The sequence below is a fragment of the Kitasatospora sp. NPDC101176 genome (assembly GCF_044768035.1).
Classification (GTDB): Bacteria; Actinomycetota; Actinomycetes; order Streptomycetales; family Streptomycetaceae; genus Kitasatospora.
In genome coordinates this window covers 60,551-74,152 of sequence record NZ_JBIWPA010000008.1, presented here as the reverse complement: position 1 = coordinate 74,152, position 13,602 = coordinate 60,551, and the positions used below count along the sequence as shown (strand labels likewise).

General features: G+C 75.7%; 15 protein-coding genes and 1 pseudogene. 8 read left to right on the top strand and 8 right to left on the bottom strand.

Features of this window, described 5'->3' with window-relative positions; translation table 11 throughout:
* Positions 1 to 123 precede the first annotated feature (123 nt).
* A complete protein-coding gene (locus tag ACIRS1_RS14535; protein ID WP_402839382.1) occupies positions 124 to 834 on the top strand; it encodes an alpha/beta hydrolase family protein in 711 nt (236 codons plus the stop codon).
* A gap of 79 nt (positions 835 to 913) precedes the next feature.
* Here the strand turns inward: ACIRS1_RS14535 and ACIRS1_RS14530 are convergent, their stop codons facing one another.
* The 4 genes from ACIRS1_RS14530 to ACIRS1_RS14515 form a co-directional block, all read right to left on the bottom strand.
* The gene (locus ACIRS1_RS14530) at positions 914 to 1,489 is read right to left on the bottom strand and encodes a GNAT family N-acetyltransferase (protein ID WP_402839380.1); all 576 of its coding nucleotides are present in this window, start codon (positions 1,487 to 1,489) and stop codon (positions 914 to 916) included.
* Between the two features lie 130 nt (positions 1,490 to 1,619).
* Positions 1,620 to 2,159 carry a universal stress protein gene (locus tag ACIRS1_RS14525; RefSeq protein ID WP_402839378.1) on the bottom strand — a complete coding sequence of 180 codons (540 nt, stop codon included), beginning with the start codon at positions 2,157 to 2,159 and terminating at the stop codon, positions 1,620 to 1,622.
* A 206-nt stretch (positions 2,160 to 2,365) separates the two neighbouring features.
* On the bottom strand, positions 2,366 to 3,037 hold the full coding sequence (locus ACIRS1_RS14520) for a TetR/AcrR family transcriptional regulator (protein WP_402839376.1): 672 nt from the start codon (positions 3,035 to 3,037) through the stop codon (positions 2,366 to 2,368).
* Between the two features lie 297 nt (positions 3,038 to 3,334).
* A complete protein-coding gene (locus tag ACIRS1_RS14515; RefSeq protein WP_387903911.1) occupies positions 3,335 to 3,727 on the bottom strand; it encodes a ribonuclease in 393 nt (130 codons plus the stop codon).
* Positions 3,728 to 4,029: 302 nt separating this feature from the next.
* Between ACIRS1_RS14515 and ACIRS1_RS14510 the strand changes: the two genes are divergently transcribed.
* On the top strand, positions 4,030 to 5,601 hold the full coding sequence (locus ACIRS1_RS14510) for a carboxyl transferase domain-containing protein (protein ID WP_402839374.1): 1,572 nt from the start codon (positions 4,030 to 4,032) through the stop codon (positions 5,599 to 5,601).
* Positions 5,602 to 6,215: 614 nt separating this feature from the next.
* Positions 6,216 to 6,590 carry a transglycosylase SLT domain-containing protein gene (locus tag ACIRS1_RS14505; RefSeq protein WP_360211448.1) on the top strand — a complete coding sequence of 125 codons (375 nt, stop codon included), beginning with the start codon at positions 6,216 to 6,218 and terminating at the stop codon, positions 6,588 to 6,590.
* 183 nt (positions 6,591 to 6,773) lie between these two features.
* Here the strand turns inward: ACIRS1_RS14505 and ACIRS1_RS14500 are convergent, their stop codons facing one another.
* A complete protein-coding gene (locus ACIRS1_RS14500; RefSeq protein ID WP_402839371.1) occupies positions 6,774 to 7,232 on the bottom strand; it encodes an HD domain-containing protein in 459 nt (152 codons plus the stop codon).
* Between the two features lie 142 nt (positions 7,233 to 7,374).
* Here ACIRS1_RS14500 and ACIRS1_RS14495 point away from each other — a divergent pair, with 142 nt between their 5' ends.
* The gene (locus tag ACIRS1_RS14495) at positions 7,375 to 8,301 is read left to right on the top strand and encodes an AEC family transporter (RefSeq protein ID WP_360211452.1); all 927 of its coding nucleotides are present in this window, start codon (positions 7,375 to 7,377) and stop codon (positions 8,299 to 8,301) included.
* A gap of 202 nt (positions 8,302 to 8,503) precedes the next feature.
* Entirely contained in the window at positions 8,504 to 8,851 is a 348-nt protein-coding gene (locus ACIRS1_RS14490; protein WP_360211454.1) for a hypothetical protein, read from the top strand.
* A 28-nt stretch (positions 8,852 to 8,879) separates the two neighbouring features.
* Here the strand turns inward: ACIRS1_RS14490 and ACIRS1_RS14485 are convergent, their stop codons facing one another.
* Positions 8,880 to 9,335, bottom strand: a complete 456-nt coding sequence (locus ACIRS1_RS14485) for a MarR family winged helix-turn-helix transcriptional regulator (RefSeq protein WP_402839368.1) — start codon at positions 9,333 to 9,335, stop codon at positions 8,880 to 8,882.
* Between the two features lie 118 nt (positions 9,336 to 9,453).
* Between ACIRS1_RS14485 and ACIRS1_RS14480 the strand changes: the two genes are divergently transcribed.
* Positions 9,454 to 10,374, top strand: coding sequence for an alpha/beta fold hydrolase (locus ACIRS1_RS14480; protein ID WP_402839367.1), 921 nt, complete (start codon positions 9,454 to 9,456; stop codon positions 10,372 to 10,374).
* 215 nt (positions 10,375 to 10,589) lie between these two features.
* Here the strand turns inward: ACIRS1_RS14480 and ACIRS1_RS14475 are convergent, their stop codons facing one another.
* Positions 10,590 to 11,024: a hypothetical protein gene (locus ACIRS1_RS14475; protein WP_402839366.1), complete on the bottom strand. Its 435-nt coding sequence runs from the start codon at positions 11,022 to 11,024 to the stop codon at positions 10,590 to 10,592.
* A 153-nt stretch (positions 11,025 to 11,177) separates the two neighbouring features.
* Positions 11,178 to 11,441: a dsRBD fold-containing protein gene (locus ACIRS1_RS14470; RefSeq protein WP_360211460.1), complete on the bottom strand. Its 264-nt coding sequence runs from the start codon at positions 11,439 to 11,441 to the stop codon at positions 11,178 to 11,180.
* A 265-nt stretch (positions 11,442 to 11,706) separates the two neighbouring features.
* On the opposite strand from ACIRS1_RS14470, the pseudogene ACIRS1_RS14465 reads away from it, so the two are divergent.
* Positions 11,707 to 12,567 (top strand): annotated as a pseudogene (locus tag ACIRS1_RS14465) (DMT family transporter); the annotation flags it as partial.
* A 205-nt stretch (positions 12,568 to 12,772) separates the two neighbouring features.
* A complete protein-coding gene (locus ACIRS1_RS14460) occupies positions 12,773 to 13,483 on the top strand; it encodes a DUF6629 family protein (RefSeq protein WP_402839365.1) in 711 nt (236 codons plus the stop codon).
* Positions 13,484 to 13,602 lie beyond the last annotated feature (119 nt).

The window sequence follows — 13,602 nt, the reverse complement described above, 5'->3', positions numbered from 1 at the left end:
CCCTACTGAAAGTAGGACGTGCTCTGGTAGCACCACTGACGCCTGACGAGGAATCATCTCCCTCGCAACGAGAAGTACAGTACCAGCTCCGTGACCAGGCGCAGAACCGGAGGGGAACCCCGCATGACGAGCATTCGACCCGAGGTCGTTCCGTACGCGGACGGCAGGCTCATGGACGTCCACCGCCCGCCGGCCGGTGCCGCCGGGCCGGCTCCCGTGGTGCTGCTGTGGCACGGCCGCGGGGCCGACGAACGCGACGTGCTGCGTCCGCTCGCCCGGGAGGCGGCCGCGCTGGGTCTGCTGGTGTTCGTGCCGGACTGGCGCTCGGACGGGCCGGACGGCGGCCGCGCCGAGCTGCTCGCCTCGCTCGCGTGCGCCCGCCGCGAGGCCGCCGCCCACGGCGGGGACCCGGAGCGCCTCGTCCTGGCCGGCTGGTCGCTGGGCGGCCGGGAGGCCGTCGCCGTGGCCACCCGTCCGGACGCCTCCGGTGGCACCCGTCCCGTCGCCGCCGTCGGGATCTCCTCCAGCTACGCCCGCCCCTCCGCCGTCACCGGCGACGCCCCGCTCGACCGGTTGGCCGCCGCCCCCTCCCCCGTGCCGGTGTGGCTGGTGCACGGCACCGAGGACGAGGTCGTGGGCCCGGAGCACACCCGGAAGCTCGCCGAGGCCCTGCCGGCGGCCGTGCTGCTCGAACTCCCCACCGACCACGCGGGCGTGGTGATGACGGCCTACGACGCCGGGGCCGGCCGCTGCCTCCCGACGGACGACCCGGGCGTCCTGCACGCCGGCCGCCGGACCGCGGCCGTCCTCGCCGAGGCGGCCGGCCTCCGCTAGGGCCTGCTGCCCGGGCCTCCCGCCCGGGCCGGTCAGGACACGCCCCCGCACCGCCCCCGGAACTCCAGGCCGGGGACCGTCACCGCGCCTCCTCGGCGGCGGAGGCATCGCCGCGGCTGCGGGTCAGCCGCCAGACCAGCTCCTCGCCGCTCCCGCCCGGGGCGGGGTGCTCGGCCGGGCGGCGGAGGCGTTCGGTGAACCCGAGGCGGGCCGGGACGGCACCGCTGGCGCGGTTGACCGGGTCGTGGACGACCTCGACGTGGTCGACGCCGGGGAGGCGGAACGCCTGGTCGACCAGGGCGCGGGCGGTCCGGGTGGCCAGGCCGCGCCCGGTGGCGGCGGGGTGCAACCAGTAGCCGATCTCGAGGCCCTCGCCCGGGGCCTCCGCGCCGCGGAACAGCACGCCGACGCCGACGATCGCCCCGTCCACCACGATCGCGTAGCTGAACGCCTCGCCGCGGGCCCAGAGCTCCTGGCGACGGGCCAGGAACTCGGCGGTCCTGGCCAGGCTGTGCTCGGCGACCCAGGGCATCCACGGGCGCAGGTGCTCCAGCGACTCCTCGATGACCCGGAAGAACTCCGGGAGGTCCGCCGCGGCGTCGAACCGCCGAAGCGTCAGGTCGTCCAGTTCGATCACCTGCTGGGGAAGGTCCATGCCGGGAGGATCGTGCGGCGGGAGCACCGCCGCAACAGGATTTCGAGCTGCGCCCCGGCCGGCCGGCGGCGGCCGTCCCCGCCTCCCCTCTGCCCCGCTCCCCGCCTCCGCTCCCCCGCCCCGGCGGTCCTCAGCGGCCGGCGGAGAGGATGCGCAGGTCGTGGCCGCGTTCCAGGGCTTCGAGGTCGTGGTGCAGCGGGGAGCGGGGAACGGCGAGCACCGGGCAGGTCGCGTGGCGGACGCAGTACGCGGTGACGGAGGGGCGCAGCAGGCGGGAGAAGCGGCCCCTGCTCCGGCCGGCGCCGAGGACGAGCCGGTCCCCGGGCTGGTCGGCGCAGCGGACGAGGGAGTGCCCGGCGTCGCCGCGGACGGTCTGGCAGCGCAGGCGGACTCCGGCGTGACGGCCGGCGAACGCCTCGTCGAGGACCTGCCGGAGGCGGGTGGCGGCGGCCTCGCGGCTGGCGGTGAGGACCGGCGGGCAGGGCGTCCGGTGGTGGCCGAGCCCGTCGCCGGGCGGGATCCAGGCCAGGACGGCGAGGACCTCGGCGTCGGTCCGGCGGGCCTCGGCGACGGCGTGGTGGAGGGCGGTGAGGCTGCCGAGCGAGCCGCTCACGCCGACGACGAACCGGCCGGCCGCGCCGCCTCTTCCCCCGCCACCGATGTCTGCCATGGTCCCCGCCTTCCGCCGCGACCCGTACCGTCGCTCGCCCTCGACGTGCAACGCCGTACCGTGCCCTGCCACTGCCGAACATCGTGCCGCACCGCCGCCGTCGCGCGCCCTGCCGGAACCAGCGAACCCGGGTGCGCCGGGCACCGGGTGCGGTGTTGACGCGGTTCTGACGCGCGGGCCCGTGTTCCCTACGCGGACCTGACGGCTCAGGGGCCGGGCGCCTCGGCGTCCCAGAGGTCGGCGAACATCCGGTCGAGGTGTTCCTCGCCGATCGGCGGAACGGGCAGCGGGTGGGCGGCGCGGGCACGGAAGCCGTCGAGCAGCAGGGCGAGGTAGCGGCGCCAGAGGTCGGGGCGCAGTTCGGTGGCCGCGGGGAGGGCGCGGCAGAGCGGGCCGAGCAGGAACAGCAGGTCCATGGTGACCACGTCGCGCCGCATGGTGCCCTGCTCCTGGGCGCGGGCGATGAGCGCGCCGACGGTGGCAGCGTGCCGGCGGCTGATCTCGATCATGCCGGGGATGGCCGGGATGGCCTGGGTGACCAGGTCGTTGACGCCGCGGTCGGCGGCGACGAGTGCGAAGATCCGGCCGAAGTAGTCCTCGAGGCCGGTCCAGGCGTCGTCGGCGGCCAGTGCTTCGTCGCCGGCGCCGGCCAGTCCGGCGGCTGCGTCGGCGAAGACCTCGCCGACGAGGGCCTCGCGGGTCGGGAAGTGGCGGTAGAGGGTGGCGTTGCCGACGCCCGCCTGCTTGGCGATCTGGTCCAGGGGGACGTCGAGTCCGTGCCGGGCGAACATGTCGCGGGCGGTGGCGAGCAGGAGGTCGCGGTTGCGCTGCGCGTCACGCCGGAGCCGTCCCGGGGGGTTCGCGCTGCTCGGTGCCATGCACCGACCCTAGCGCGTGTCCGCCGGTCGCCGCCGGGCGTGCGGCGCCGGGGCGGGGCGGAGCCCGACCGGCCCTCGGGGGCGGCGTGTCCGGGCTCCCGGTGCCCGGGCATCCGGCCCGGCGGCCTCGGCGGGGAAGTGTGCCGGGGCCACCGGGATCGGAGGGCTCGGCCTACGGCCGCCGGCTGCGGGCGGCCCGGCGTCCGGTCGAGCGGAGGCACGAGCGAAGGCGCGGGCGGAGGTCCGAGCGGAGGTGCGGGCGGGCCCGGGCGGCTCGGGGCGAGCGCGCCGGGCGGTTCAGCAGCCCTGGTCGATCAGGGAGAACGAGGCGTAGTGGTCGCCGGTGTAGTAGTCCTCCTGGTAGGCCTCGCCGGTGATGATCCGCCGGGCGCCGCGGGTCGGGGCGCCCGGCGTGATGACGGTGTACTCGTGGTAGTAGCCGTAGGACCGGCCGGGCAGGACGTGCTCTCTGTTCTGGAAGACGACGCCGTCCTGGGAGTACGGGAACGGCCCGTCGGTGGCGATCAGGTCGAGGGTGTCGGACGCCTCCGGGGGGAGGGCGGACAGACACACCGTGCCACTCACGTCGGCGTGCGCGTCGGTGGCGACGGCGACGGGCGCGAGGGTCATCAGGGCGACGGCGGTGACGGCGGCAGCGCGGGACTTCCACGCGCGTAGAGTGCGAGTCATGCCCCTCAGTCTGGCGAGCCACCGACAACTCCGGAACCCCCGCGCGAAGTATTAACCGTCGGGTAACTCCCCTGTTCAGCACGCGACTTGACCCGTATCCCGAGCCCAGCCGAACCACTCCCGCGCCGTCCACGAACCACCCCGGCCCGCCCTGGGCCGACCGCCGTCGAACAACCGGAACCGCCGGTCGGCCGGCCGCACTGTCGGCCTCCTCACACCTTGCCCCGGCTCCCGTTCCGCCCCCGCCCGGCCGCATAGAGTGCGGATCATGTCGGGCCGCAACGACCGCTGACGGGGTGGGCATGGGAACGGGCACGAGGGCAGGCACGGGAACCGGGACGGACGCCGGACTCCCGCTGACGGCCCGGCAGTTGATCGGACTGCTGGTCGACCCGGGCAGCTTCCGGGGCTGGGACGAACCGCCGGCCGGCCCGCCCGCCGACCCGGGCTACCGCGCCTCGCTCGACCGGGCGCGCGAACGCACCGGACTGAACGAGGCCGTCCTCACCGGCGCCGGCCTGGTCGACGGGCGGCCGGTGGCACTGGTGGCGTCCGAGTTCGGCTTCCTCGGCGGCTCCATCGGCGTCGCCACCGCCGAACGGATCACCCGCGCCGTCGAACGCGCCACCGCCGAGCGGCTGCCGCTGCTCGCCCTGCCGGTCTCCGGCGGCACGCGGATGCAGGAGGGATCGGCGGCCTTCCTCTGCATGCTGCGTATCACCGCCGCCGTCCAGGCCCACCGCGCGGCCGGCCTCCCCTATCTCAGCTACCTGCGGAACCCGACCATGGGCGGCGTCTTCGCCTCCTGGGGCACCCTCGGCCAGCTCGTGTTCGCCGAGCCGGGCGCCCGCCTCGGCTTCCTCGGCCCGCGCGTGTACGAGGAGCTGCGCGGCGTGGAGCTGCCCGCCGACGTCCAGCGGGCCGAGACCCTGGCCGAGCGCGGCCTGGTCGACGCCGTCGTGGCCCCCCAGGAACTGCGCGAACTGCTCCGCCGCACGCTCGCCGTGCTGGCCACCACCCCCTCGCCCCTTCCCGCCTCCCCCCTCCCTTCTTCCGCTTCCCCTCTCTCTTCCTCCCCCTCCCTTCTCCCGGCCTTCCCCGCCGATCCCCCGGACGCCTGGGACTCCGTCCGGCGCACCCGCCGCCCCGACCGTCCGGGCACCCGCGAGCTGCTGCGCCACACCGCCGGGGACCTGGTGCTGCTGGACGCCCCCGGCGGGCGGCACGGCGCCCTCGTCCGCGCCCTCGCCGTGCTCAACGGCTGGCCGGTTCTGGTCGTCGGGCAGCAGCGGCGGACCGCGGACCACGAGCGGCCCTTCACCGCCGCCGACCTGCGGGCCGTGCGGCACACCGCGCGGCTGGCCGAGGAGCTGGGGCTCCCCCTGGTCACCGTGGTGGACACCGCCGGTGCCGAACTGTCCGCCCAGGCGGAACTGGACGGGATCGCGATCGAGATCGCGCACTGCCTCACCACGCTGCTGGCACTGCGCACGCCCGTCCTGGCGGTGCTGCTCGGGCAGGGCTCCGGCGGGGGCGCGCTGGCACTGCTCCCCGCGGACCGGGTGATCGCGGCCGGGCACGCCTGGCTGGCGCCGCTGCCTCCGGAGGGCGCCTCGGCGATCGTCCACCGGGACGGCGGGCACGCCGCCGAGCTGGCCCGCGCCCAGGGCATCGGCGCGCACCAGCTGGCCGCGGTGGGGCTGGTGGACGAGGTGGTCGAGGAGCGCCCGGACGCCGCCGACGAGCCGGAGGCCTTCTGCGCCCGGCTCGGCGAGGCCGTCGGAGCGGCACTCTGCGGGCTGGCGGCCCTACCGGGGCCCGACCGCCTGGCGGCCCGGGCCGTACGGCACCGGCGCCTGGGCGACCTGCGCTGAGCCCGGGGCCGGGCCGCACCGCACCGCACCGCACCGCACCGCAAAGGGGCAACGCCGGCCACGCCGCACAGGCCAGGGATGAGGCCCGGGCCAGACCGCGAGGGAGGTCCCGGGCCCTCCCTCGCCGCTCAGGGGTGTGGCGCCGGTCTCAGCGGCGCCGAGATCGTCTGTACCCAAAGTGGCGTGCGCGAATCGGCGGGTGACGGCCGGAACGGGCCGCTCGGTGAGTGCGCTCACAGAGGAATCCCGTTTACGACGGCCGGTAGTGGCCGCGACGAAGCACCCGGGCTGCCCGGACACCATTCCGCGGCGGGACATCCGCGCAGCTCACATGGGGTCGGCGCGCCCACGCGCGGCCGACCCTTCGAATCCACGGCCCACCCCGCCCGTACGACCGGGGGTCGTAACGAGGGGGTCTTGGCGCCGGCCGATCCGGTCTGGCAACAATGGCTCCGTCGCCAGCCGCACCGGCTCCTGTCCCGCCGGTCAGCGGCTTATCGCCGAGTCACGCCCCGCGACCGATACGGCCCCTGTCCGGCCACGGTCCGAGACGGGGTGTGACCCGGCCCAACCTGATTGAGGTCTAGTTCTTCATGCCCGCTTTCAAGCTCCGTATGCGTACGTCCGCCGCAATTCTTGCCGGCGCCGCCGGTCTGACCGCCCTGGGTGCCGGCGTCCTGCCCGCCACCGCGAACGCCGCCACCGCCTCCCCGCAGGCCCTGGCCGCGCAGATCGTCCCGGCCAACCAGCTGGCCTCGTTCAGCCAGATCATCTCCCACGAGTCCGGTTGGAACGTGAAGGCGACCAACGCGAGCTCCGGCGCGTACGGCCTGGCGCAGGCCCTGCCGGGTTCCAAGATGGCCTCGGCCGGCGCCGACTGGAAGACCAACCCGGCCACCCAGATCAAGTGGGCGCTGGACTACATGAACTCCCGCTACGGCAGCCCGAACGCCGCCTGGGCGTTCTGGCAGAACCACCACTGGTACTAAGCCGACAGGATCGGCTCACCGACCACCACCCGTTTCCTGGCCACCTTCCCCCTCACCCCGGGGGTCGGACAGGGACCACCGGGGTGACCCGAGAGGGCCCGGGCCCGCGCGATCCGCGTGGCCCGGGCCCTCCCGCGGTTGACGGGGTACCGCACCCTCCCGCGGTGGAAGGGGCGCGGCCCGTCAGAGCTCGCCGGTGAGCCCGAGCAGTTCCCGCATCCGCGCGTACTTGGCGGCCAGCCGCTCGGCGGTCGCGGTGTCCAGCGCGGCGAGCCGGGCCGGGTCCGAGTTGTGCGCCAGATCGGCCCGCTTGACCAGCAGCGCCCCCGGCGTGGCCAGGATGCGCGCGGTGTACTTCTCGAGCGGCTCGTCGTCACCGCGGGTCAGCGCCTCCACGATCACCTTGGTGGCCGCGGGCAACGCGGCCCCGGCGAGCCACTCACGGCTCAGCCGGTCGTCCTCGACGCTGTCGTGCAACCAGCCCGCCGCGATCTGTTCCTCGGTGCCGCCGCGTGCGGCCGTCCCCCGGGCGACCGCCGCGATGTGCTCGCCGTACGGGTGGCCGTTCTTGTCGACCTGCCCCTCGTGCGCGCGCCGCGCGATCTTCTCCACCTCGGCCAGGCTCAGGTATTCGGGCTCCATCGCCTCATCGTAGATCCCGGCCGGCCCGCCCGCCGGGGCCGGCGGCCCGGCTGCCCGGCCGGTTCGCACGCACTGGTTTACTGCCGCGGGGCGGGCGACCCCCTCCCCGTCCGGCAGACCCGTCCGAGCGATCCGAGGAACCATGCCCGCCCTTCATCCCCTGCTGTCCGGCTTCGCCCCGATCTGGGCACTGACCGGGATCGGCTACCTGGTCGGCCGGAGCGGGCTGCTCGGTCCGCACGCGGAGGCGGTGCTCAGCCGGTTCGTGTTCCACGTCGCGATGCCGGCCGCACTCTTCCTGATGATCTCCCGCACCCCGCTGGACCGTTTCGCCAACCCCTCGATGCTGGCCTTCGCCGCCGGCACCGCCGTCGCGACCGGACTCGGACTGCTGGCGGCACGGCTGCTGTTCCACCGCAAGGCGGGCGAGGCGGCGATCGGCGCGATGGCCGCCGGGTACGTCAACTCGGCCAATCTCGGTATCCCGGTGGCCGTTCAGGTGCTCGGCGACGCCTCCTTCGTCGCGCCCGTCGTGCTGTTCCAGATCCTCTTCGTCACGCCCGCCGTCCTGGCCGTGCTCGACGGCGGCGCCGCCGGCCGCCGCGCGCTGCTCACCCTCCCGGTGCGCAACCCGATCCTGCTGGCCACCGCGCTCGGCGCCGTCGCCTCCGCCACGGGGCTGCACCTGCCCGCCGAGCTGAATCGTTCCTGTGAGCTGCTCGGCGGCGCCGGCGTGCCGACGGCCCTGGTCGCCCTCGGCATCTCGCTGCACAACCGCCCACCCGCCGCGGGCCGTTCGGGCCGCGCGGAGGTCGGGCTGAGCGTCGCGGTCAAGACGCTGGCGCAGCCGCTGGTCGCGTTCGCGGTGGCCGGGCCGCTGCTCCACCTGCCCGCCCACCAACTGCTCACCGTGGTGCTGTTCTCCGCCCTGCCCACCGCGCAGAACGTCTACGTCTACGCCCGCGAGTACGGGCAGGCCACCGGGCTGGCCCGGGACGCGGTGCTCTGGTCGACGCTGGCGTCGATGGCCACCCTGTCGGTGATCAGCTGGTCCCTCGGCCCGGCCTGAGGACCGCCACCCGTCCGGTGGACAGGAGTTGACGGGCGTGCAAGGGCGCCACGGCCGGCACGGACGTGGTGGGTGGCGCAGAAGCGGCGGGTGACGCGAAAGTGGCCGGAACCCGTCCGCTGCGCGACGGTCTTCCCTCATGCACCGGACAAAACCGCGGAACCCCGGTCGGCGCCACGCTCCCGGTGGAATGCTGGCGCCCATGAGCCAACCGGACACCCGCGAAGCCGAGTTCCACCACTGCGCCTCCGTCGTCACCGTGCCGCAGGTCGACGTGGACCACTACAACACCGTCCCGCGCGGCGCCTTCCTGATCGAGCCGCGACTGCGCTGCGACCTCGCCGGCGGGCACAACGGCATCCACTCCGCGCTCGTCCAGGGCGTCGGCTTCGACCTGCACTGGGCCTCCTGGCCCGAGTACCTGGTCGAGGTCGCCCCGCGCTGCCCGGCCGTCGGACCGTTCGAGGGGCCGGAGCCGCCCCGCGATCCCAACATCTGCCTGCTGCGCCAGGACCACCCCGGACCGCACTACGGCTGGGACTGGTTCTGACGGTCCCCGCGGTCCCCGCGTTCCCCGCTCACTCCCGGCTGGCGGCGGCCACCACCTCGGTCATGACCTCCAGGAAGCGTCGGGCCGTCGCCAGCTCCGCCGGGTCGAACCGCTCCATCGCCCCGACCAGATCACCGATCAGGCCGCCGAAGAACTCCTCCCCCAGGCGCACCGCCCGCTCCTCGACCACCAGTCTGACCTTCCGCCGGTCCTCGGGGTCCCGCTCGCGGCGGATCAGGCCGAGCCGCTCCAGCCGGTCCACCAGGCCGGTGGTCCCCGCCGAGTTCAGCCGCAGCGCCTCCCCGAGCCGCCCCGGGGTCACCACCCGGCCGGCCCGGGCCGCGTCCAGCAGGTGGACGAGCGCGCGCAGATCGGTCGGATGAAGGCCGTTGCGGGACGCGAACTCGGCCCCGAACAGGTCGAGTTCGACTGTCAGACCGCGCAGCAGGTGGACCAGTCGCATCGGTTCCTCGGCCTCGGACACCCTCTCGTCCTTCCTCGGGCACGTGCGTGCCGGTATTCTCTCGCTCAGCGAGATACTTGTGCAACGAGTGATCAGGAACAGACCCATCCTGCCCGCATCCTGCCCGCGGAGGCTCGCCTTGTCCGCATCCAGCGCCCGTTCCGCCCGCACCGGCCGTCGTTCGACCCGCACCTCACCCCCCGACCGCACGGCACCCTTCCTGGCCGCCTACGACGCCCTGCTGGACCGCTGGCCCGTCCCGGTCGAGCCGCTCACCGTCCGCACCGGGCACGGGACCACCCGGATCAACGCCTGCGGCCCCGCCGACGGACGCCCGCTCGTCCTGCTGCACGGCGGCGGCGCCACCTCCACCCTGTGGTCCGCCAACGCCGGCTCCTGGGCCGCCGCGGGGCACCGCGTCCTCGCCGTCGACCTCATCGGCGACCCGGGGCGCAGCGTCCACGACGGGCCCGCCCTCGCCGGCCTCCCCGGACTGCTCGGCTGGCTGGACGCCGTCCTCGACGGCCTCGGCGTCCCGCGGGCGGACCTCTGCGGCCACTCCTACGGCGCCTGGATCGCCCTCCAGTACGCACTGCACGCACCCGACCGCGTGGACCGGCTCGCACTCCTCGACCCCACCCAGTGCTTCGCCGGCTTCCGCCCCGGCTACCTGCTGCACGCCCTGCCCCTGTTCCTGCCCGGTCGCAGCGCCGACCGCGCCCGCCGCTTCCTCGACTGGGAGACCGGCGGCGCCCGGCTCGACCCCGCCTGGCGCGAGGTGTACGCCCTCGGCCACGCCGACTTCCCCGCCTCCCGCGTCGTCACCGGCCCCCGCCCCACCCCGGACCGGCTGCACACCCTCGCCGCCCCGACCCTCACCCTCCTCGCCGAGCACAGCCGGGTGCACGACGCCCACCGGGTCGCCGAGGCCGCCCGCCGCGCGCTGCCCGGCTCCACGGTGGACGTCCTCCCCGACGCCTCCCACCACGACCTGCCGATGGCCGCGGCCCCCGAGGTCAACCGACGGCTGGCCGCGTTCCTCGCCACGCCACCGGCCTGACCGGACACCCGGGGCCCCGACACACCACCCCGTGCACCCCGGCTCCCGATCGGCACACCCCGGGGCCGCCGCGCTCCTCAGGTGTCAGCGGTCACGGCGGCCCGGCTCCGGCGGAAGCTCCGGAAAGCCGCTGGTCCGGGCGTCCGCTCCTGCGGGCTCAGGAGGAGGACACCGCCGACCGCCGACGCGTGCCGACTCGTCGTGTCCCTCGGCACTCAGGAGGTGCGGCCGAAGGCGGCCTCCAGCACCATCGGGAGCTCGGCCTCCGGGACGGTGGCGCGCAGCTCCGCGAGGACTCCCGGCAGGTCCTCGTCGAGGATCCAGCCCCGGTGGTCCTCGCGCAACCGGCGGACGACCGCGACGAGTTCGGGCCGCAGACCCATCCAGCCGCGGGACTCCCGGACCTGCTGGTCCACCTGGTCCATGAACCAGCGCATCACCTCGTACGGCACGTCCCAGAAGGACTCCGACGGCCGGCCCCGGGTGGCGAAGGACACCGACGGCTGCTGCGCCGGATCCTCGTCGGGGACCACCGCCAGCACCAGGGCGCCGGCGTCGTCGACGCGGTGCAGCTCCAGGTGCCAGGCGTCCTCGGAGACGGAGTACAGCGCCGTGCTCACGAACCTGTCGTCGGGGGACGGGAGGGTCATGCCGGCATGCTGTCACGGGGGCCGGAGGGCCGACGAGTGGGTTTCCGCCGCCGGCCGGCCACCCCCGGCCACCGGCCGACCGCCGACCGGGCGGCGCGGCCGCACCCCCGTACGGGCCGCGGCGCCGGCCGACCGGCCGGCCGCCGAGAGGCGTCAGTAGATCAGGTAGCCCGGGCGGTGCCCCTCGTCGTCGATCTCCCCGGTGGCCTGGGCCCGCAGCTTGCGGGACAGCGCCTCCAAGGCGCGGGAGGCGGCGACCTCCTCGCCGATCCTGGCGAGCGGACGGTCATCCGCACTCTTCACGGACTCGCCGTGGGCGCTCAGGCCCGGCGCCCGGGCGCCCGTCAGCCTGGCGTCGCACGCCGTGTGCACACCGTCTTCCTCGAAGCTCAGCTCCACGTCCCACTGGTTGTGCATCCCACACCTCCTGGCGGCGGCCCCCTCCACGCCTGTCGGGACCGGCACGGACGGTGAGCCGTGGCGGCCGCTCACACCAGCGTGCGCCCGTCCCGCCCGTGGCGGCAAGCGCGGCGGCGGACGGCCCGACGTGCACCGCCGACCGTCCGCCGACCGGGCCCCGCCGCCGCCCCGGCGGTACGCTGACGGAAGCGCGCCGCGACCGCCGACCGGCCCCGGAACCCCACCGGCGCGGCGCAGGCAGCGACAACCGGGTGGTCCCTTCGTGGCGGTCTTCCTCCTCGCTCTCAGCGCCGCCTGCTGCCTGGGCCTCGGCTTCGTCCTCCAGCAGCACGCGGCGCAGCGGGCGCCCCGTGCCGACCTGCTGCACTGGCGGCTGCTGCTGGACCTGATGCGGATGCCCGAGTGGCTGCTCGGCACGGGCTTCATGGTCAGCGGCCTGATCCTGTCCGCGCTCGCCCTCAACCAGGGCGAGGTGTCCCTGGTCGAGCCGCTGCTCGCGACCAACCTGCTGTTCGCCATGGCGCTCTCCCGGGTGCTGACCCGTCAGAGCCTCGGCCGCTCGGGCTGGGCCGGGGTGCTGCTGCTCGGCCTGGGGGTGACGGCCTTCATCGTGGCGGGCAGACCGACCGGCGGCGGGGCTGCGGCCGGGGAGCTGCGGCACTGGCTGGTGGTCGGCACGGTCGTCGGGCTGACCCTGCTGCTGGTCTCGCTGGCCCGGCGGCTGCCGCTGTTCGAGGAGGCGACCCTGTTGGCGCTGGCCGCCGGGCTGCTCTACGGCCTCCAGGACGCGCTCACCCGCACCACCACGCAGCGCCTCGACCACGACGGGCTGGACGCGGTGCTGCGCAGCTGGCAGCCGTACGCGGTGGTGGCGGCGGGCGTGGTGGGGCTGCTGCTGGTGCAGAGCGCCTTCGAGGCCGCACCGCTGCGGATGTCCCTGCCCGCGCTGACCGCCGCCCAGCCGATCGCGGGCATCGCCTGCGCGGTCGGCTTCCTCGGCGACCGGTTGCGGGTGACGCCGGGCGCGCTGGCGTGGGAGGCGGCCGGGCTGGTGGCCATCGTCATCGGGGTGATCGTGATCGGACGCCACCCCGCGATGCCGGGGAGCGCCCGCGAGACGCCGGGAGCCGTCCCCGCCGCACCGGACGGACAGGGCGCACCGGGCGCACCGGGCGCACCGGGCGAGGGTTGCTCCGACGGTACGCCGTACCGCAAGGCCCCGGACGGGAACAGGGCCCGGGACGGGAACGGGAAGCAGGACGGAAACGGGGAGCAGGACCCCGGCGGTGGCAGCAGCAGCGGGAAAGCCGGCTAGGCGGGCCGGGCCGATGTGCTGGAGCGCCCGGGCGGACGCCGTGGCCGGTGGGGTGATCGCCGGTGTCGGGGTGCTCTGCCTGATCCGTGCCCGGCGGGCCGGCCGGCCGCGGCGGCTCCTGCTGGCCTCGCTGCCCCTCGTCCTGGGGACGCACCAGCTGATCGAGGCGCTGGTCTGGCTCGATGCGGACGGCGGGCTGCCCGACGGGGTCGGCACTGCGGCGCGCACGGCCTGGGCGGTGATCGCGCTGCCGCTGCTGCCCGTGCTCGTACCCGTCGGCGTGTGGTGCGCGGCCACCGAACCGGACCACTCCGCCGGTCCGGCCCGCCGCGGCCGACCGGGGCCCGTCCTGGCCGTGCTCACCGCGAGCGGCGCGGCCGTCGCCGTGCCGCTCGCGGTGGCCGTCGCGGCCCACCCGGTGACGGCCGCCGAGCACGGCCACACCCTCGGCTACGGCATCGGCGTCCCGCACCCCGCCCTCCTGCTCTCCGGCTACCTGCTGGCCACCATCGGCCCCCTCCTCGCCTCCGGCGACCGCCTGCTGCGCCGCCTCGGCCTGCTCACCGGCGCGGGCGCCGTGCTCTGCGCCCTGCTCTGGCGCCTCGCCTTCGTCTCCACCTGGTGCGCGCTGGCCGCCGTCGTGAGCCTCCTGCTCCTGCAGTGGTCGGGCCGCACCGCCGCGGACGACCGCGCGCGGCTCCCCCCGGCCACCGCCCCGCGCTGACCGCCCGCGCCGCCCCTCCGGCGGGCTACGGCCGCTGCACCCCCGCCCGGCTGCCCGGAGGTCCGCCGACACGGCCCCTCGGAGGCGCGCCCGGCTCCGCACGGCCGACCGGAGCCAGG

Coding starts and splice junctions, on each gene's coding strand:
- ACIRS1_RS14535 (WP_402839382.1), top strand. CDS start 124: ATGACGAGCATTCGACCCGAGGTCGTTCCGTACGCGGACGGCAGGCTC.
- ACIRS1_RS14530 (WP_402839380.1), bottom strand. CDS start 1,489: ATGGACCTTCCCCAGCAGGTGATCGAACTGGACGACCTGACGCTTCGG.
- ACIRS1_RS14525 (WP_402839378.1), bottom strand. CDS start 2,159: ATGGCAGACATCGGTGGCGGGGGAAGAGGCGGCGCGGCCGGCCGGTTC.
- ACIRS1_RS14520 (WP_402839376.1), bottom strand. CDS start 3,037: ATGGCACCGAGCAGCGCGAACCCCCCGGGACGGCTCCGGCGTGACGCG.
- ACIRS1_RS14515 (WP_387903911.1), bottom strand. CDS start 3,727: ATGACTCGCACTCTACGCGCGTGGAAGTCCCGCGCTGCCGCCGTCACC.
- ACIRS1_RS14510 (WP_402839374.1), top strand. CDS start 4,030: ATGGGAACGGGCACGAGGGCAGGCACGGGAACCGGGACGGACGCCGGA.
- ACIRS1_RS14505 (WP_360211448.1), top strand. CDS start 6,216: ATGCGTACGTCCGCCGCAATTCTTGCCGGCGCCGCCGGTCTGACCGCC.
- ACIRS1_RS14500 (WP_402839371.1), bottom strand. CDS start 7,232: ATGGAGCCCGAATACCTGAGCCTGGCCGAGGTGGAGAAGATCGCGCGG.
- ACIRS1_RS14495 (WP_360211452.1), top strand. CDS start 7,375: ATGCCCGCCCTTCATCCCCTGCTGTCCGGCTTCGCCCCGATCTGGGCA.
- ACIRS1_RS14490 (WP_360211454.1), top strand. CDS start 8,504: ATGAGCCAACCGGACACCCGCGAAGCCGAGTTCCACCACTGCGCCTCC.
- ACIRS1_RS14475 (WP_402839366.1), bottom strand. CDS start 11,024: ATGACCCTCCCGTCCCCCGACGACAGGTTCGTGAGCACGGCGCTGTAC.
- ACIRS1_RS14470 (WP_360211460.1), bottom strand. CDS start 11,441: ATGCACAACCAGTGGGACGTGGAGCTGAGCTTCGAGGAAGACGGTGTG.
- ACIRS1_RS14460 (WP_402839365.1), top strand. CDS start 12,773: ATGTGCTGGAGCGCCCGGGCGGACGCCGTGGCCGGTGGGGTGATCGCC.